The sequence below is a fragment of the Paraburkholderia sp. 2C genome (assembly GCF_054589215.1).
In genome coordinates this window covers 147,448-166,246 of sequence record NZ_BAAILL010000029.1, presented here as the reverse complement: position 1 = coordinate 166,246, position 18,799 = coordinate 147,448, and the positions used below count along the sequence as shown (strand labels likewise).

General features: G+C 62.6%; 17 protein-coding genes. 10 read left to right on the top strand and 7 right to left on the bottom strand.

Annotation, left to right across the window (positions count from 1 at the left end; genetic code table 11):
• Positions 1 to 1,096 precede the first annotated feature (1,096 nt).
• A complete protein-coding gene (locus tag ACYPXD_RS07235) occupies positions 1,097 to 2,104 on the bottom strand; it encodes a S1 family peptidase (RefSeq protein WP_459709103.1) in 1,008 nt (335 codons plus the stop codon).
• Between the two features lie 99 nt (positions 2,105 to 2,203).
• The gene (locus ACYPXD_RS07230; RefSeq protein WP_459709101.1) at positions 2,204 to 2,446 is read right to left on the bottom strand and encodes a hypothetical protein; all 243 of its coding nucleotides are present in this window, start codon (positions 2,444 to 2,446) and stop codon (positions 2,204 to 2,206) included.
• A 349-nt stretch (positions 2,447 to 2,795) separates the two neighbouring features.
• Here ACYPXD_RS07230 and ACYPXD_RS07225 point away from each other — a divergent pair, with 349 nt between their 5' ends.
• Together ACYPXD_RS07225 and ACYPXD_RS07220 are read left to right on the top strand one after the other, a co-directional pair.
• Entirely contained in the window at positions 2,796 to 3,173 is a 378-nt protein-coding gene (locus ACYPXD_RS07225) for a hypothetical protein (protein WP_459709098.1), read from the top strand.
• A 10-nt stretch (positions 3,174 to 3,183) separates the two neighbouring features.
• On the top strand, positions 3,184 to 3,399 hold the full coding sequence (locus ACYPXD_RS07220; protein WP_459709096.1) for a hypothetical protein: 216 nt from the start codon (positions 3,184 to 3,186) through the stop codon (positions 3,397 to 3,399).
• Positions 3,400 to 3,760: 361 nt separating this feature from the next.
• Here ACYPXD_RS07220 and oxlT read toward each other — a convergent pair whose 3' ends face one another.
• Complete coding sequence (oxlT, locus tag ACYPXD_RS07215) at positions 3,761 to 5,044, bottom strand: oxalate/formate MFS antiporter (RefSeq protein WP_459709094.1); 1,284 nt, start codon at positions 5,042 to 5,044, stop codon at positions 3,761 to 3,763.
• Between the two features lie 337 nt (positions 5,045 to 5,381).
• Here oxlT and ACYPXD_RS07210 point away from each other — a divergent pair, with 337 nt between their 5' ends.
• The 4 genes from ACYPXD_RS07210 (at position 5,382) to ACYPXD_RS07195 (ending at position 8,576) form a co-directional block, all read left to right on the top strand.
• Positions 5,382 to 6,392: an alpha/beta fold hydrolase gene (locus ACYPXD_RS07210; RefSeq protein ID WP_459709091.1), complete on the top strand. Its 1,011-nt coding sequence runs from the start codon at positions 5,382 to 5,384 to the stop codon at positions 6,390 to 6,392.
• Between the two features lie 330 nt (positions 6,393 to 6,722).
• Positions 6,723 to 7,466, top strand: a complete 744-nt coding sequence (locus ACYPXD_RS07205) for an SDR family NAD(P)-dependent oxidoreductase (protein ID WP_459709087.1) — start codon at positions 6,723 to 6,725, stop codon at positions 7,464 to 7,466.
• 109 nt (positions 7,467 to 7,575) lie between these two features.
• The gene (locus ACYPXD_RS07200; protein ID WP_459709085.1) at positions 7,576 to 8,049 is read left to right on the top strand and encodes a GNAT family N-acetyltransferase; all 474 of its coding nucleotides are present in this window, start codon (positions 7,576 to 7,578) and stop codon (positions 8,047 to 8,049) included.
• Between the two features lie 41 nt (positions 8,050 to 8,090).
• Positions 8,091 to 8,576, top strand: coding sequence for a cupin domain-containing protein (locus ACYPXD_RS07195; RefSeq protein WP_459709082.1), 486 nt, complete (start codon positions 8,091 to 8,093; stop codon positions 8,574 to 8,576).
• 13 nt (positions 8,577 to 8,589) lie between these two features.
• Here ACYPXD_RS07195 and ACYPXD_RS07190 read toward each other — a convergent pair whose 3' ends face one another.
• On the bottom strand, positions 8,590 to 9,063 hold the full coding sequence (locus ACYPXD_RS07190; RefSeq protein ID WP_459709079.1) for a hypothetical protein: 474 nt from the start codon (positions 9,061 to 9,063) through the stop codon (positions 8,590 to 8,592).
• A 181-nt stretch (positions 9,064 to 9,244) separates the two neighbouring features.
• A complete protein-coding gene (locus ACYPXD_RS07185; RefSeq protein WP_459709077.1) occupies positions 9,245 to 12,331 on the bottom strand; it encodes an autotransporter family protein in 3,087 nt (1,028 codons plus the stop codon).
• Positions 12,332 to 12,785: 454 nt separating this feature from the next.
• Between ACYPXD_RS07185 and ACYPXD_RS07180 the strand changes: the two genes are divergently transcribed.
• Positions 12,786 to 13,832: a sensor domain-containing diguanylate cyclase gene (locus ACYPXD_RS07180; RefSeq protein WP_459709124.1), complete on the top strand. Its 1,047-nt coding sequence runs from the start codon at positions 12,786 to 12,788 to the stop codon at positions 13,830 to 13,832.
• Between the two features lie 85 nt (positions 13,833 to 13,917).
• On the opposite strand, the gene ACYPXD_RS07175 is transcribed toward ACYPXD_RS07180, so the two are convergent.
• Entirely contained in the window at positions 13,918 to 14,079 is a 162-nt protein-coding gene (locus tag ACYPXD_RS07175; protein WP_322101437.1) for a DUF1328 family protein, read from the bottom strand.
• A gap of 391 nt (positions 14,080 to 14,470) precedes the next feature.
• Here ACYPXD_RS07175 and ACYPXD_RS07170 point away from each other — a divergent pair, with 391 nt between their 5' ends.
• Both ACYPXD_RS07170 and ACYPXD_RS07165 read left to right on the top strand, forming a co-directional pair.
• Complete coding sequence (locus ACYPXD_RS07170) at positions 14,471 to 16,393, top strand: AAA family ATPase (RefSeq protein ID WP_459709074.1); 1,923 nt, start codon at positions 14,471 to 14,473, stop codon at positions 16,391 to 16,393.
• Between the two features lie 92 nt (positions 16,394 to 16,485).
• Positions 16,486 to 17,199, top strand: a complete 714-nt coding sequence (locus tag ACYPXD_RS07165; RefSeq protein ID WP_459709072.1) for an SDR family NAD(P)-dependent oxidoreductase — start codon at positions 16,486 to 16,488, stop codon at positions 17,197 to 17,199.
• 40 nt (positions 17,200 to 17,239) lie between these two features.
• On the opposite strand, the gene ACYPXD_RS07160 is transcribed toward ACYPXD_RS07165, so the two are convergent.
• Entirely contained in the window at positions 17,240 to 17,548 is a 309-nt protein-coding gene (locus ACYPXD_RS07160; protein ID WP_459709070.1) for a hypothetical protein, read from the bottom strand.
• Between the two features lie 425 nt (positions 17,549 to 17,973).
• Between ACYPXD_RS07160 and ACYPXD_RS07155 the strand changes: the two genes are divergently transcribed.
• Positions 17,974 to 18,789, top strand: a complete 816-nt coding sequence (locus ACYPXD_RS07155) for an ABC transporter substrate-binding protein (protein ID WP_459709068.1) — start codon at positions 17,974 to 17,976, stop codon at positions 18,787 to 18,789.
• Positions 18,790 to 18,799: the final 10 nt, after the last annotated feature.

Sequence of the window (18,799 nt, the reverse complement as noted above, 5' to 3'; positions counted from 1 at the left end):
GGCGCGGTGTCTGTCCACGGTGGTGAGCGTGAACGAAATCGTACCGCGTACTGAAGCAATGTGTTGTTCACAGACACCCTTTTTTCTGCGGTTAGGCGACTTCGGCGAACGAGCCAGAACCCGCGCGCGATACTGTCGAAAGGTGTGCCGGACGCCATCGTTACGATGATTCGTGGACTTGAGCACGAATTGCCGGCATGACCCACTGCGGCGCACCGGCGCGCGTGGCGGCACGGGTGCAGCCGCGCCACTCGAGGAGACGTATGCCTGACTCTGCTTTGTTTTGCGCGTGCGGTGCGTCGCGAGTGTTACGCGACTAGTCCAACAGGAAGGGAGAAAATGGGTCGGCCCGGGCTAACCCGTATGGCACCGGACAGGCGCTGCGCGACGAAAAGGAGGATCACGAGACGCAGACTGAACCTGCGTCTGTTAAGTGCCGGTTATTTCTTCTTCGCCGCTGAGCTGCCAGAGGAACTCTTCGGAGCTGTCGTCCAGGACAGATCCGCTGCAGGAGTCGGTATTTTTTTGGGCTGTTTCGGTTTTTTTGCCTCGCGATTGCCGCGCAATTGACCCTTTGACATGGTGTTTCTCCAGTTACTTCGACCGCGGAAGCGGCCGCCTTGTGGTCCATTCTGCGCGCATTTGCCGGTTCCGTCGCGATCTATTTGAAGAGCAGGCAGCTCGCGTGAGCCGGCGAGGGCGGCCATCAGATGCGGCAGAAATGCGGTGCAACGATGCCGTTCAGGGTCCGGCATCATCGATGTATGGCCTGTACATCACGATCTCGTCGTGAACTTCGAGGGTGGATTCTCCCCACTCCATCGGGTGCGCTCCGCCTTCCGTCGAGCTCACGCCTGGCAATGCGTCAGGTCCGCCAATCTCTGAGCTCCACTAAATTGACCACGTTTCCTCTTTGCCCTATCCGTTATATTTCGCTCGGAGAATTCGCCGCACCTGCGCGCCGCATCGCCTCGGTAGCGTCGATGGTTACGGCCACGCCTTTACGGTTTCGTACTCGGCCCCGATCGTCTCGGGGCTGCTGGATAATCGGCATGGCGTCATTTGCCGTCGCATTCCATTTCGCCCGCTTCGGCGATCAGGAACGGGTCAGAGTCATCAGAACGTCTGAATACCAGGCACTGTTGAGGCCCAGCGTCTCGTCAATGTGCAAATCTCGCGCGCCCATATCGATGGCAGACGAATGGACGCCGAGAAGCATCCATGGCAGGCGCGCGCCGGTTGTCGCTTGTCCGGTCGATACGCTGCTCATGACGACCGGCGCGCCGCTCGTGCCACGGTGCGTCCGCGCATCGGTGATGAAACATCCTTTGCCCTGGAAGCGCAGGCCGAACGCTGATGCTATGACGCCTTGCCGCACCACAGGTAGATGGTGCAGTGAATCGTGAAAGCCGAGCGGAAATCCGACGACCAGCACCGAAGCGCCAACTGGTACGACGTCCCCCGGCCCGGGCAGGTGCTCGGGGCCAAACGCGCTGAATACCGCGTTCGCCGGCAGCCGATCCCTGTGAATCTCGAGCACCGCCACGTCAATTGAGCCGCCGTCGTCTTCGCCTTGCCGCCAAAGGCTGACACCTTCCGCATACAGGGGGATGGAGAACCACGTCGAGGCACCGAGATCGTCGGGGTCGATGTGAAGCTCGATCTCCAACCGGTCCGGAAAGTGTCCGCTTGGCTCGTCGCTGACGACGTGGCGACTCGTCACCAGAAAGAGCCGCCCGTCACGAGCGAAAAAGAAACTACTGGCGTTCGTGAGATGGTCCGTATGCGCGAAGGTCCGGACGCGCGCCCCCGTGAGAAGCAGCGCATCCGCGGCCGGCCTGGATAGCGCCGCGCGTATCCCGGACGAAGATGGCGGCAAATTCGCTCGATCACGGACGATCTGGCCGATCAGCTGAAGCAGAGCATCGCGTTGCGGCCCTGCCTGCGCTGACGACAGGAAGGTTGCAACGGACATCTCGGATGGCCGGCCACCTGACGCGGCGTTCGGGACATGGTGAACGACGGGAAGTTCGTCAGCTCCGACACTCAGGAGCCACCTGTCGCCATTCGGACTCACGTACAGCTCGACGGAATGGGCTTTCATCGCTGAGTCTCCTGTTGTGATCCATATCTCGCGCGGCGGTGAGGACGATCGGGAAGCCGCCCGTTACGCAGAGGTGAGGAACGGCGCCAAGCCACGCGGTTAGCCCTCGCGCAGGGGGCCGAGCAGCGCGTCGATTGCAGCTTGCCCCGCGCTTTCGCCGATGAGATAAGACCAGCGCCGCGTGAAAGGGCCGTTACGAATTTCGATGCGGTGACCTCGATGTCCGAGCACGCCAAGGTTGGCCCCGCCTTTGATCTGGAAAGTCACGTCATAAAGGTCTTCGGCAGAAGCCACCAAAGTGACGTGGATCTCAAAGCCACGGTAGGGAATGATGCGGTACATGAAGAGGCGCTCCTGGGAGTAACGTCACGCGCCTCTTGTCGGGACTGTGCGGCAGTGCCTCGATTATAGGCAGTTAAGTCTGCGCCCGCCTGTGCCTGACCGAACTGCACCATCGCGCACTTGTCGAGCCTGGAAATATCGCTATACAAACGCTCCAAAGCGCGTAGGATGGGTGAAGTCGACCGAGTGCCGAGTGGAGCACCTGGCGACCGTCAGCAGCGCTTTCGGCGATCCCTAACAGACCTGTCAACGATCGGAGACCGTGCAACGCGGTCACTCTGTCAGTATTACCGATACCGCTCCACGCTCTTTTTCCTGTTTGCCGCCTCGCGCGGCGCGAGGTTATCCCATGACAGTCAAATTCCGCCTGTATCGCGGCCTGGAAATCTATCCGCTCGTCTTTCCCCGTCGTCCTACCATATCCGGTCGTGGGCACGACTACGAGGAGGGCTTCGATGCCGCCGTGCGCATTCAGGAGCCGACAGTCGAACGCGTTCCGTCGCGCAGCCGCGTGTTCAGGGTCGTTACACGAAGTGCGTATCGAAGCGCGGGAGACGCGCGGCGCGCATGCACGGCTTACGCGGAACAGGTGATCGACAACTGCCCGCCGGATGAGGCGTTCTTTGAATGGGACGGGGGCGAGTCCGTGAACATTGAAACAGAACGGAATGCACAAGGCAGTCCTGCACCGTCCAAACGCCCGATCTTCGCAGACTTCACACGATGATCCGAATACCATGCAACTCACTCCCCCCAACTACCGCATCGACCCGACACCGCGCAGGGCCGATGGGGAATATATGGCGCATGCCCGTATCAGCGCCCATACCGCGGACGGCAGCGAAGCCGATATCTTCATGAGCGGCGACCTTGCAGGTTTTGACCTGCGCGCCGACGCTGTCCGTTACGCAACCGGCTGGGCAACGGAATGGCTCGAACGACGCTACGGCTGACGCGGAGCCGTCAACTTGCCGTATTGATAAAACTTCCCGACGGCGCTGGCGGATGGAGCGCGGGCGCATTGCGCGCAAGTGTGCTTCGTTTGTGGATGGACGAGTGCAATCGCGACGTCTTTGAGTCAGTCGCGATCAGCATTGCCGCGAAGGCCGGCTAGCCTGAACACTTATCGCTAGGCGACCGATATACCTCGACTCACCACCATCTCGAACATCGGGTTGCCTACGGGGACGCACTATCCCCCGCACTTGGCGATCTCCCGTTTGTGGGGTGTAAAGCGGCCATGAATCGGTTGAGCCCCTTCGATTGCGCAGGCAGCCCTCGAGGTTGCTTGCATCGCTGCTGCCGCGCCGACGCTCAGTGTGCCCGTTGCCGCGCAAACCACGCGCGGCGCAGCGGCAGCAGCGCCGCGATCGCCAGCAGCGCCGTGCAGGTATCGAGCGCAATCGCAGTGCCGAATACCGCATGCCAACCGCCGGTGCGCTGATGCAGCAGCGCCGCCACCGGACCGCCGAGAATCGAGCCGACGCCTTGCGCATAAGACAGGCACGCGTAGTTGACGATCGCATGCCGGCTGCCGAAGGTATCGGTCAGCGTCGAAGGAAACAGCGAAAAGATCTCGCCCCAACCGAGAAATACCACGCCCGACAGCAGCACGAACAACAGCGGGTCGTGCCGCAGCGCCAGCCATAATGTCATGGCCGCCGCTTCCATGCCGAATGCAATGCACATGGTCGGCTCGCGGCCGATGCGATCGGAAATCCATCCGAACAGCGGCCGCGTCACCCCGTTGGCCACGCGATCGATGGTCAGTGCAAGCGGCAGCGCCGCGAGCCCGAATACGCTCAGGTCAGCGAGGCCGAAGTCGCGCGTGAAGACGGCCATTTGCGACGTGACCATCAGGCCGGAGGTCGACATCATCGACATCATCGCAAACAGCAGCCAGAAGATCGGCGTGCGCAGCATCGCGCCGGTGCGCGTGTCGCGCGCCGCATGCGCGGCGACCGGCGGCCGCCAGTCCGCCATGTAGCCGGACGGCGGCAAGCGCATGCCGAGCCCCGCGGCGATGCCGACCACCGCCAGCAACACGCCGAAGCCGGCCAGCGTGTGCTGATAGCCGTACTTCGCGAGGCTTGCCGCGATCGGCCACGTAGTCAGCATCGAGCCCATGCCGAAGCCGGCCATCACCACACCGATCGCGAGGCCGCGCTTGTCCGGAAACCAGCGCGCCATCAGGCCGATGGTGCCGACCACGATAATGCCCACGCCGAGGCCGCCGATCACGCCATAAGCCAGATACACCTGCGTCAGCGACGACGCGCTGCTGGTCAATATCCAGCTGAGCCCGGTCAACGCGCCACCCGCCGCCAGCAGCCAGCGCGCGCCGAAGCGTTCGATCAGATAGCCCTCGAGCGGCGACAGGAACGTCTGGCACACGATCAGGATCGAGAACGTCACCTGTAGCGCGGGCAACGATACGCCCAGCCGCTGCATTAGCGGATGCGTAAGCAGGGTCCAGATGTACTGCGGATTCGACGCGACCATCGCGCACACCACGCCGCACGCGAGCTGGCACCAGCGGTTGTGAAAGGAAAACGCAAACTGCGTTCGGACGGCGGTATCGACAGGCTGCGTGCTCATGGGCAAGGAGGGACGGCAATATTGAAGGGCCCACGCCCGCGCAATGTCTATGCCATGATGTCGATGCGCGCAGCAGCGGCCGTGCCGCGCACAGACGGCGTAGCAGAAAGCGCAGTCCGGATCCGCAACGGGCGCACGGCAAGCCCACGCAGATGCGGCCTCGCATGAACCACAAGCGAGCCGCAAGCCAATGGCAAGCCGGAGCGCAGGCAGCACCGCAAGCGCCCCGCGCGCACGTCGCGCGTGCGTGCGCGCGCCGGCGTGGTGCCGCGCCGCCGCCATTGTCTTTATCGTTGCCTTCGATTACCGACCTTACTCACCTGTTACGCCGAAAGCCATGCAAGACTATTCGATATTCAACGCGGGCCACGTGGTGCTGCAGTCCGGCATCACGTTCAGGGACGCGCAACTCGCCTACAAGACGTACGGCCAACTCGACGCCGCGAAGTCGAACGTGATCCTGTACATGACGTCGTTCTCCGCGCATCACTACGACGTCGACTGGCTGATCGGCCCCGGCAAGGCGCTCGATACCGAGCGCTATTTTGTGATCGTGCCGAATCTGTTCGGCAATGGGCTGTCGTCGTCGCCGAGCAATGCGGTCGAGCCGTTTAACGGCGCGCGCTGGCCGAACTTCACGATTGCCGACAACGTCGCGGTGCAGCGCCGGCTGCTCGCCGAGCTCGGCATCGATACGCTGCAGCTCGCGTGCGGCTGGTCGATGGGCGGCATTCAGGCGTATCACTGGGCCGCGCTCTATCCGGCGATGGTGAAGCGGCTCGCCGTGCTATGCGGCGCGGCGAAGACGTCGCCGCACAACCTCGTGTTCCTCGAAGGCGTTCGCGCGACGCTGACCGCGGATGCTGCTTTCCAGAACGGCACCTTCGTCGCGCGCCCCGAACGCGGACTGCGCGCGATGGGCCGCAGCTATGCCGCGATGGCGATGTCGCAGACGTTCTATCGTGAGGAACTGTGGCGCCGCGCGGGCTTTTCTTCGCTGGAAGACTATCTGGTGATGAGCTGGGAGGCCAACTTCCTGCGCCGCGATGCGAACAATCTGCTCGCGCACCTGTGGACCTGGCAGCATGCGAACATCGCCGCCAACGACGTCTATCGCGGCGACTTCCACGCCGCGTTGCAGGCGATCACCGCCAACGCGCTGATCATGCCGAGCGAGACTGATCTGTATTTTCAGGTGGAAGACAACCGTCTCGAAGTCGAGCAGATGCGCAATGCGCGGCTGCTGCCGATTCCTTCGGTATGGGGCCATCGCGCGGGCCTGCCGACCGCCAACGTCGAGGATGCTGCGTTCATTACCGAGGCGTTCACGCAGTTGCTTGCGCAATAAACGGAGCGCCGCTCAGCGGCTTGCGGGCAGCACGCTTTGCCGCGTGCGCTCGCTAAACGCGCGCCCCAGCTTCAGGCGCACCGATACATGCGCGAGCTTCGCACGGTCGACGCTGACACCGAGAGCGCCGCCGCTTTCTCGTCGCTCAGGCCTTCCGCTTCCGCCGGCAGCAGCGATGCGCGCTCGGGCGGCGCCAGCCGTAGACCGCATTACTGTCAACGTTGCGACATTAAATGTGTCTACCCGCGTGCTAGCTCGCATCGGTAAAACGCAGAAACGTGCGCCGCATGGGTTTCGCGGATTCGAGATAATAATGTCAACGAGACAATCATGAAAATTTCGTCCCCTGTCGCGCTTATCACTGGCTCGACTTCCGGCATCGGCGCTGCCGTCGCAAGGCGGCTCTCGAGCGAAGGATTCTCGGTCGTCCTGCATTCGCGTAGCTCCGTCGAGACAGGGCAAGCGTTGGCACGTGAACTCGGCTCGGCAACCTATGTACAGGCCGATTTAGCGGATGATGCGAACAGAGTCCGGCTGATCCGCGAAGCTGTCGCCGCATGGGGACGACTCGACGTTCTGGTTAACAACGCGGGAATCAGCCGCGTGATCCCGCATACGGACTTGACCGACGCTACGCCAGCTGTGTGGTCAGAACTGTACGAGGTCAATGTGATCGCTCCATTTCGCTTGATAGCCGAAGCAGAGCCAGCACTACGCGATGCAGCCCGACGTGGCCGCCCAAGTAGCGTGATCAACATCAGCTCGCATGCGGGTGTCCGGCCCAAAGGCGCGTCAATCCCATACTCCGCCACGAAGGCTGCGCTAAACCACATGACCCGCTTGCTGGCGATCTCACTGGCGCCCGATATCCGGGTGAATGCCGTGGCCCCCGGATTAGTGGATACACCATTGACCACAGACTGGACGCAGGCGCAGGAGCTCTGGAAAACGCGAGCCCCAATGCAGCGGGCAGCTAGACCCGAAGACATTGCTCAGGCTGTCGCGATGCTGGTCGCGTCAGACTATCTGACCGGAGAAATTCTGCTATCAGATGGTGGGTTGAATCTTACGTAGTGGATTGATTCGTGGCCTCAAACTTCTGCGTCCGGCCACTATCGGTCGTTCAAACCCTTCGTTTGGATTCGGCGATAATATCGCAACGCCACCTTGGAAGCCCCCCGCTATGATGCAACTCTTGCCAATGTTGGAAAGCGATTTTGAAGCATTTAAGTCCAAGGTGTTATACGACTACGCCGCCGATTTGCTAAAGGCTGACGGGGGAAGCCTCGATGAAGCCTTGGCGCGTGCAACGCAAATCTTCGCCAAGGTTTTGCCGGATGGCCAACATACCCCGAACCAATATTTTTTCGCGTTAGATGAAACGGAACTGCCCGTGTCGGTCGGATGGCTATGGCTCGCCAAGGTGACGTCGGAGCGAGGAAGCCGAGCATACATCTATAGCATCTTTGTTTGGCCGCAGTATCGCGGCCAAGGTTTCGGGACTTGCGCGCTTCAAGCCGCTGAAGAATGGGCAACTAAGTTGGGAATTCAACACATTGATCTTAATGTGTTTGGGCATAACGTCAGCGCCCAGCGCCTCTATAAGAAAATGGGATATGAGGCGACGCGTATCTCCATGACAAGAGTTCTGTCCTAGATCACGCAGTCATGAATCGCCCTTCAGATGTCCGCTGTTAAATGACGATCCAGCAGAACGCGAGCAATGCCCGCCCCGCGCCGTTGAACAGCATGGCAAGCGATGGGTATGAGGTCGAGCCGGGAATGGTGTTCAAGGTGATCGTGTCGTCGCGGGAAACCGGCGGCGCTTACGCGATTGTCGAAAGCATCGCTGAGCCCGGTATCGGTTCCATCACGCACAGCCATCGCAAGGAAGACGAGCATTTCTTCGTGCTCGAAGGGACCGCGCATATCGTGATTGACGGCAAGCCGATCGATCTTTATTCCGGTCAATCGGCCAGCTTGCCGCGCGACGTCCCGCACGCCTGGATCAATCGGTCCGACAGGCCGCTTCGCATGCTGGCCAATTTCTCGCCCGGCGGTTTCGAACAGCTGGCCTTGAAAATCGCGGAGGGCGGCGGGCTGGAGAACTTCGATCACAGCCAGCTTGGGCCGAGGTTCGGTCTCGAAGCGCTGGGCCCGAAGCTCGACGGGACGCGCGAGTAACGCAGCGTTGCGCTTATTTCGCAGCGCCAATCAGCGAAAACGCATCCCACTTCTGATCGACCGGCGTGTGCGGGTTGTGCGTGAGCGCTTCTTCGACGAGCGGTTCGCACGCGCCGTAATCGGAACCGACGCTGTCGCTATGCGCTTGCGGGAAATTCACCGCAAGCACCTTGCCGCCCCAGCGTTCGACCGTCGCCGTCATGCTGCATTTGCCGGCGCCGCCTATCTTCAGGTCGAGCACGAGCGCGTTCAGATCGAGCGCGGCATCGGAGTTCGTGAAATTCCATTGCGCTTCCATGCGGTCGTTCTGACCGCCGGTGTCGACGAGCTTCATCGTTTTGTCGGGAATGCCGACCGACTGCACCAGATCGAGAATGTTCGAGCCGATCAACTCGCCTTGCGGATCGCGCGCTTCGTGGGTTCGAAACGCGCCGCACGCTGTTAGCGTGGTTAAAGCAAAGGCAAGGGGAATTGTCAGGTATCGCATGCATGCTCCGTGTCGATGGGCGTACGGTTCCATACGCACCGGGTGAATGGGCTGAATCGGGTGGCCAGGTGAGCGGCGGACGTCCGGCACGCACGTCGCAAACCCTAATGCGACAGGCATGTGTCGAGCGGGTTCCGCGAATAACGCAACAAGAAGTTTCGAGCAGCAGCGTCCTGCTGTTTCACCAGGTCCAGCGCACACCGGCGGTCCCCGCGACGATGTCGTGCCGCACGCCGTTGATGTTGGTCGTATAGCCAATCGATGCATACAGGCTTGCACGCCCGGCAAACCGCGCGGCGATCCCCAGCGCGAATTCCGCGGCTGTCGCCGCGACGCTCGACGGGACGCCGGTGGTGCCGTCGTAGGTGGTCGTATCGGTGCCCCCGAAGTAGCGCCAGAGATTGACGCGCATGTATGGCATCCAGAATTGGTCGGCAGTGCCGACGCGCGTCGCTACGCGCACGCCGAGCCGCCCGATCCATCCGCTCTGCGTATTGAATGACACGGTCGAAACGCCGTCGTTCAGATCGTTGGCGAGCACACGTTGCCAGATGAGCTGCATCTGCGGTTCGACGACGATACCGACGGGCAGCGCGATCGGTAGCCCGCCTTCGACCGAGGCCGCCGCGGCATGCCCATGCGACGACGCGCCAATCCCTTCGTTTGACCGAGCATCGATGGTGAGCGTACTGCCCATCACGACGGTGTCGGTGTACCAGCCGCCCGGGCCGACATGGGTCCAGTAGCCGCCGATGCTCCAGGCGTTGAGCGCGAGATGACCGGCCGCGTAGTCGGGAAAGCCGAGCGCGAAGCCGTTCACATCCCCCTCGGCGCGCGCGAAGCCGAGTATGAAGCCGTAGTGATTGCGATGGCCGTTCGCGGTGGAGTTGGCATAAACGTCCTGGCCGAGTTGCATGCCGCCCGTCGTGCCGCTGAACGACGAACTCGCCGCGCCACCGGTCGCCAGATCGGTGTGCTGGCCCCATGCGCGCCCCCACGATGAAGGCAGCACGCCATTGCCGCTCAGCAACGCCTGCTCCCCCTGTCGCTGATGAAACGTGCCGACCTGCTCCACGGTGAGCTCACGCGCGAGTTCGGGCACTTCGGCATACACCGGCACCTCCATGCGATAGAGCGTCGTGGGCGGCGCGCCAGCCGGCGGGGGCGGGGGCAGCGGCGGCGTCTGCGGCGCAGGTTGCGGTGCGAGTTGCGGCGTGACTGCTGGCATCGACGAACCGGCGGGCGCCGAGGGCGAGGGCAACGTCGACGTTGGCGCGGCCGGCACACTCGAGCGCAGATACCAGTTGTCAGCCGTGCCCGCCGTCACACCACCGCGAAACAGGTAGTACGTGTAGGCGCCTGCGACCAGCGGCTTCGGCAACATGAACGCATTCGCGGCGCTCGTGCCGCCCTGGGTCGCCTCCACCACGAGAATGCCGTTGGTCAGCGTCGCGCCGCCCGTGCCGCCCACGTTGGTCACGCCGAGCGTCGTGCTGCCCGAGGCCGCGCCAAGCGCAACCACGAGACGGTCGCTTGGCGAGCCGTCGTTGCCGAGCACCGTTTGAAGCAGCAGTCGACCGTTGCGACCCACATAGTCGCCGTTGACGACAAGCAGGTCCGACGTGCTCGAGCCGCCGTTGGTCAGATCGATCGTCCCCGCGTTGACGACGCTCGCGCGCTGCCTTTCAAGTGCCGGCACGATCGACGGATCGCCAGGCTTGCCCGCGAACAGGCGGCTGGTCGCATCGATGCTCAGCGTTCCGCCTCCGACGCCCGCATTGCCGAGCGTGAGGCCGTTGGTGTCGAGCGTCAGCTGGCTGCCGTTGGTGAGATTGATGGCCGTCCAGTTCGTGAAGCGGCTGGCGCCGCTCGCCTGCGTGCCGTCGAGCGTTAGCGTCCCTGTGCCGGTGCCACTCGAAAGCGAGGTCAGTTTCGAAAGATTCGCGACCGTCAGTCCGGCGAGCGTGGCGGTGTTCGTGGTGCCGGCGAGCGTCACGGCGCCCGCGATCGTGCCGCCTTGCCAGCGCAGCATGTCGGTCGGTCCGGCCGCGGTTGTGAGGCCGTTGCCGACCGCTCCACCGGTCAGGGTGATCGCGTTAGACCCGCCGCCCAGGTTGACGACGCCGCGCGTCTCACCCGCCGACATGTTGAACGTGTCATTGCCCGCGTCGGTCTGCACGGCGGCCACCGGGCCGCTTAACGTGCCCGCGTTGCTGATCGACACATCGGCGCTGCCCGCGCCCTGAACCGCGATGAAACCGGTGCTGCTGATCGTGCCGCTGTTCGAGACGCTGGCTGCGCCGCCGGCGAACAGGCCCGCGCCGCCCGCCGCAATGGTTCCGGCGTTCTCGAATGTGCCGCCGCCGTTGGCGACGATACCGTTTGACTGAGGGACGACGATGCTCGCGCCTCGCGTATTCGCGAACCTCAGCGGCGCGTTGGAAAAAACACCGGCGCCTTGCTGCCCGGTCGAATGGATCGCGCCATGGTTCGTCACCGCGACCGGATCGGCGTTGAGCGCAAGTATGCCGATGCCGCCTGTCCCGGATACGTTGATCGTGCTGTTGTTCATGAGCGTGTCGGTTCCCGAGCCGGGAGGCGCGTTGCCGGTCAGGTCGCCGGTCGCGAAGAGGCCGGCCGCGTTGGCGCCGGTCGCCGTGATCGTGCCGTTGTTGATCACCGTGTCGTTCAGCGTGACCGCGGCCATGCCGTTGGAACGCGCGCCTGACGTTACGATCGTCCCGTCGTTGACGAGCATGCCGCCCCCGGGGCTTTTGAAGTCGTTCATGGCGGTCGACGCATCACCGCGCGTTTCGATGGAGCCGCCTGCCGTGTTGGTCATCGATACGGCCGCCGCGCTGTTGAAGATGCCTTCCGACTGCACACCCGTCGTGGTGATGGCGCCGCTGTTCACGAAGACGTTGTGTCCCGCATCTGTGCCCTGTGCCGAAAGCGCATCGAACTGGTTGCCGCCCTGATGAAGCGTGCCTGCGTTGACGACGGTGCTCTGGTTGTAGACGAGCACGCCGTTGCCGGTCGCGACGTCGAGTTCCGCTCCGGGCTGCAGATTGACGTTGACATTCGTGCTGCCCGGCACGGCTTGTACACCGGTCGTGGCCGGATTCGGTGCGCTGCTGTCACAGGTGACGGTCTGCCCTGTGCCGGGCGTCAGGTTGTTGCAGGCCGCGACGCTCATCCTGCAATGAAGCAGCCACAGCACGCCAAGCGCGGCAAGCGCCGGTTTCCGCCAAAGCACCGATGTTGACAAAGCATCGCGTCGATATTTGATATGGAATGCTAATAAACAAGTGCGATGTGACATCGATGGCTTCCTCCGTCAACGCGGCTTTGCGCCAATCCCGTGTCGAATAGAAAACAGGATAGTTCGCACGGCGGTCACATGCTTGAAAGGCTGCTCACGGTCGAGCCAAGCCGGTTGCACGGCAGGGCGGCGGAACGATCTCATACCTTCGAGGCGGGCAGTGCCGGACACGCGTCGCTGCGCGCGTGTAGTGGAAAACCCGTGGCACCCTTCAGAAGTGGCCCGTCGCTTCCGTAGATACAGGTTGCGTCGGGCCGGCGAGGATCGAGCGAAGGCGGGCAAGGGCGAGCGCTAGCGGGCAAGGGCGAGCGCAAGCGGGCAAACGCTGGCAAACGCCGGCAAAATGCTGCAACCGACGACGCGACCAATGACAACGCAGGTAACCACCGGCAAGTACACCATGACGGACCACGAACACCTGAAAGGCTCTCTCGAGGCCGCTTTTCTGCGGCACGACGAATCGCTTGCACCGCCGAACCGCGTGTTCGGCGACGACGATAGCGCCGTCTATCGCACGCTGCTCGAATCGACCAAAGCCATTCCATGGAAAATCGACTGGGCGACGATGGAGTTCGCCTATATCGGCCCGCAGATCGAAGCGCTGCTGGGCTGGGCGCCGTCCACATGGAAAACCGTCAACGACTGGGCGGAGCGCATGCATCCCGACGACCGCGAGGCCGTGGTCAATTTTTGTGTCGCGCAGTCGAAGGCCGGCACCGATCACGAAGCCGACTATCGCGCGCTCACGCGCGACGGCGGCTACGTGTGGCTGCGGGATGTGGTGCATGTCGTGCGCAACGGCAAGGGCGATGTCGAGGCGCTGATCGGATTCATGTTCGATATCAGCGAGCGCAAGCGCACCGAGGAAAAGCTCGCGCAATTGCAACGCGAGCTCGAACATCTGTCGTTCCACGACAGCCTCACCGGCACCGGCAATCGCCGCAGGTTCGACGACGTCATGGAGCGTACGTGGACCGCGGCGCAACAGTCCGGCCGCGCGTTGTCGGCAATCATGGTCGATATCGACTTCTTCAAGTCGTACAACGACTATTACGGACACCTGCAGGGCGATGAATGCCTGAAGCGTGTCGCCCGCGTGCTGGCGGAAGCGGCGGGCCCCGATCATTTTATCGGCCGCTTCGGCGGCGAAGAGTTCGTGCTAGTGCTGGCCGATACCGAGGCCGACACCGCTGTCAAAATTGCCGAACGCTGCCGCGCGCTGATCGCGCACGAAGCGATCCCGCATGTGCGCTCGCCGCATCAGCAGCGCGTGACGGCGAGCTTCGGCGTCGGCACGATCGTGCCCAATGCGCACACGGAGAAAACCGCCTTTATCAATCTGGTCGACGCCCAGCTTTACCACGCGAAGGAAAACGGCCGCAATCGCATTGCCGCCGTCGATCGCGCCGGCATGCAGGGCGAGGCGTTCAAATCGCATTCGCGCTGAGCTTCGGCTTCGAACGCTTTAACTGAAACAGCCCGGATTTCACTGCGTGAAATCCGGGCTGTATTTCTTTGGCCAGCCAGCTTCGTCAGCGTCGCATAAGGCCCATCACCAGCGTGACGAGGAAGATGACGAGGAATATAAAGAACAGCACTTTTGCAATGCTGGCGGCGCCCGCCGCAATGCCGCCGAACCCCAGCGCGGCGGCGATGATCGCGATGATGAAGAAGACCAGCGCGTAATAGAGCATGATGTGACCTCCGTCGGTTGGGACACCGTGCGATCGTGCGCACGGACGTGCTGTTGCCGTTGCAAAGTCCGTACCCGACGGTGAATCTGACATACGCGGGCCTTCAATAAGGCGAATTGACCGGATTTCGCGCTTTGTTCAGATTTTTACGCATCGTCGACTCCCGGCATAATAACGATGGTGCAATGCGGGTAATGAGGGTCGCATTGTCATATTCGCATTGCTGAATATTCGCGGTCTTTTCCATCGGTAAGACTGCCTTGTTTCGATAGCCGGACCTACGCGAGACATCCGGCACCTCCCCGCACGCACGCACGCGACGCGCGCGTGCCGCCCGCTCTGCAGACTCACCCCGGCGCCGCCCTGTCGCGGGCCTTTCAGGAATCGACTGATGAAACCGGTAAGGAATTCACTTTGGTCGCGTATCGGCCGATACGTGACCCTTGGCGTGCTTGCGTCCGCGCTCGCCGCCACCTTCATGTTCCTGCATTGGCGGCACGAGCAGCGTCTGACGCAAGCGTCGGTTCAGGCATTGGGCGGTATTGCGAGCCAGATGCGCACGGATTCCCTGGCGTGGACGCACCGCGAAAAGAACGCATCGGACATGCTGCGCGACGTGCAGGATCACGAGGTCGCGGCCATCGGTCTGAGCCGCAATGCGATTCTGGTGTCGACGCTGCGGGGCGAAAAATATTATGTGGCCGACCATAACGGCACCTTCTCGAATGCGCTGCTGCTCGGCGATCTGAAACCGGGCAGCGCATCGCCGTATCAGCTCGTCTGGCTGCCGGACGCCGACGTGCGTACGGCGGGGGCGCGCTGGACGGAGGTGGCCGATCACGCGCGCGATGCGTTGAGCCTGCTGTTGCCGCTGTTGATGCTGGGCGGCATTCTCTGGTTTATGCGGCGCGAGATGATGGGCGGCGCGCGGTTGCTCAGCAAAACGCCGACGCTGCGCTTTCAGGACGTGATCGGCGCAGGCGAAGCGAAAGCCGCGCTCGCCGACGTGCAGGCCTGGCTGACCGAGCCGGCGCAATTCAGCGGCATGGGCGTGCGCGCGCCATGCGGCATTCTGATGACAGGCGGCCCGGGCGTCGGCAAGACGCGTCTTGCGCAGGCGCTCGCCGGCGAATGCGGCGCGAACTTTATCGCGATCACGGGCAGCTACTTCAGCGCGAAGTACTACGGCGTCGGCATCCAGAAGGTCAAGCATCTGTTCGAGCTCGCGCGCAAGAATGCGCCGACGGTGATTTTCATCGACGAAGCCGACGGTCTCGGCAAGCGTACCGATACCGGCAGCGGCCCGGTGGAAGCCGAAAGCAACCGCATCATCAACCAGCTGCTCGCGGAGCTCGACGGCTTCGAGTCGAACGAGGGCGTGGTCGTTGTGGCCGCAACCAATCATCCGGACAATCTCGACGAAGCGCTCAGACGTCCGGGCCGCTTCGACCGAACCGTGCAGGTACGTTTGCCGGATCTCGAAGATCGGACGGACATCCTGCGCTTTTATGCCGCGAAGCTGAAGACGAAACCCGGCGACATCGATTTCGGCCAGCTCGCGCGTCTCACCACGGGCCTGTCGCCCGCTACGCTGTCGATGATCGTCAATCAGGCGGGTCTCGTCGCGCGCAAGGCAGGCGAGCGCGAAGTGGCGGCGACGCATTTTCTCGAAGCGATCAAGATTGCCCGCATCGGCGATATCAACGGCGCCGAGCGCGCGCTTTCCGACGACGAGCGCACGCGCATCGCCGTTCACGAAGCCGGGCACGGGCTCGTGGCCGCGCTGCTCGAAACGGGCGTGCTCGAAGAAGTGACGATCCTGCCGCGCGGCGGCGCGCTCGGCGTTGCGCTCATCACGAAGATGCAGGACAAGTACCTGTACCGCGAAACGGAAATGCGCAACGAGATTCAGGTGCTGCTCGGCGGCCGCAATGCGGAACTGCTCGTATTCGACGAAGCGTCGAGCGGCGCCGCGCAGGATTTGCAGGAGGCGTCGCGCATCAGCCTCGATATGGTCTCGAAGCACGGTTTCAACGCGGACGGCCATCTGTTTAGCCTCGCGTCGCTGCCGCAACAGTATGCGGGGCTGCAACTGAAGAATTCGATCGAGCACGCCAATGCGCTGCTGCGCGATCTCAACGACGCATGCTTTACGCTGTTGCGTGCGAACGAGCCTGTGCTGCGCGCGATTGCGGAGCGGCTGCTCGAATCGGAGACGGTGCCGGGCGAGACGGTGTATGGTCTGATTCGCGAACACGCGGCCGCGCTCGCGAAGCGCGAGGCGGCTGTTGTCGCCGAAGTGGCGGCAGCGTAATTCCATCGTCGGAAAAGGGGAAACTGCAGCCGCTGCAGCTTGCATGTACTCTGCGCTTTACCGTAGTCACACCTAACAGGACGGTGAAGCTCATGAACGACAATTCTCACGCTATCCCTTACCGCAACGCATTAATCATCGGAACAGGGCCGGGCATCAGCGCATCGGTGACCCGGCTGCTGCGCGCTGCCGGCCTTCCGGTCGTGATCGCGGCACGCCATACCGACAAACTCGCGTCGCTTGCCAAAGAGACCGGCGCGATCGCGCTGCCCGTCGATGCGACCGACCCCGGGCAAGTCGAGCGGCTATTCGCCGAAACGGACGCGCGGATCGGCGCGCCGGAAATCGTCGTTTACAACGCGAGCGGCCGCACACGGGGCCCGCTTGCCGAACTCGACCCGGCCGAGGTGCAACGAACCGTTGCCGTTTCGGCGCTGGGCGCGTTCTATTCGGTGCAGCAGGCGGCCAAGCGCATGGAGCCGGCCGGCAAAGGCGCGATCCTGTTGACGGGCGCGACTGCGGGCGTCAAAGGTTTTGCGCTATCCGCGCCGTTCGCGATGGGCAAGTTCGCGCTGCGGGGCCTCGCGCAAAGCGCGGCGCGCGAACTGGCGCCGAAGGGCATCCACGTTGCGCATATCGTCGTGGACGGCGGCGTGCGCGCCGAACATCGCGTCGACCCGGCCGACCGACCGGACAGCACGCTCGACCCCGATGCGATCGCGCAGTCGTATGCGGACCTGCTGCGCCAGCATCGCAGCGCATGGTCGTGGGAGCTCGAAGTGAGGCCCTGGGTCGAGAAATTCTGAGCCGTCCGGTTTCGGCGCGCGCAGCGCAGCGTTGTAATCGCTACGCGGTCGCGTTGTAGCGGAGATCACCGGCGTCCGCCGCGACAAGGGTGGACCGCGCAACGGGTTTCCACTCGATCACGAGCTTCGCCGCATCCGCGCACCGGCGTGCTTGCAGACGGTCCGCCAGCACTTGACGGAAGATCGGCAGGTCGTTCGCGCCGCGGTCTTGTACAAACGTTCTAAGAACCTCGTCGATGCACCGGGTCGTCGACTCGGTGGTCATGCAGCTTGAAATGTATGACGCGCTTCGAGCCAGCTCGAGCTGATAGCCCTCTTCGCATCGCCGATAGCGTTCGGCTTTTGTCATTGACTGGCTCCGATCGTGATTGTCGTTGTGCGGTATGCCAGCGCTCTGTGCAAGAAACGATCCCGGACTACGCGACGCTGCGGTCGACTAACGTCGAGTAAACGAAAAAAAGCCTCGGCATCCGCTAAGGTTGCCGAGGCCAATCCCATGTGTCCAAAGGAAGGACGTCATTGAGGAGACGGTTTCATTCTAGGGCGCACCGGGTGCGCGGCAAACAATGTGTTTTCGATATGTTTATCGCGCGCATGCATCCATGCATGTGACGCAATGGCGATTGAGCGCGACGGTGACCGCCGCAGTTACGGCTTAGCCGTCGCCATATGACGCGCCACGCTTAGCAGCTGACGATTTATTCGTTCGCGGGATTGTCTCGCGTTGCTAAAGTCGCGGCTCTTCGCGTCATTCTCAAGAAGGTCAATCGAACAATGAAAATCCGCACATTTGCCGCAGCGCTGGGGTTACTGCTGTCCATTTCTGGCCTCGCGCATGCCGATCGTCTCGACGACATACGGAAAGCCGGCGTGCTGCGCGTCGCGACATTCGACAGCAATGCGCCGTTTGGTTTCGTCGATCCGAAGAGCAACCAGATTGTCGGGCTCGACGTCGATTATGCGCGCGCGGTTGCGAAGCAGCTTGGCGTCAAGCTCGAAATCCAGCCGACGAACCCGGCCAATCGCATCGCTTTCCTGAAGTCCGGCAAGGTCGATCTGGTTTTCGCGAACTTTACGATTACCGACGAACGCAAAAAAGAAGTGGACTTTAGTGTTCCGTATTTTGCCTCGGGTACGCAGTTTCTGGCGAAGAAGGGCGTGCTCAAGGCGCCGCAGCAGTTGAACACCTTGCGCGTCGGCGCGGACAAGGGCACGACGAACGAGCAGCAGGTTCGTGCGCAGTTTCCCGGCGCGACGATCGTCGCGTATGACGACACGCCGTTTGCATTCGCAGCTTTGCGCGCGGGCAATGTGCAAGCGATCACGCAGGACGGCCCGAAACTCGTCGCGCTGCTTGCGAACGTGCCCGACAAGCAGAACTATGAAATTCCGCCATTCACGATTTCGAACGACTACGAGGGTGTCGGCGTGCCGAAAGGCGAGACGCGCCTGCTCGATGTGGTCAACGACACGCTGAAGTCGCTTGAGGCAAACGGCGGCGCCGCAAGCATCTACGACCAGTGGTTCGGGCCGTCGAGCCGCGCGCCGCTGCCGCGCCTCTATCGGATCGGCGATCCGCTCAAGAGTTGAATATCCGGCA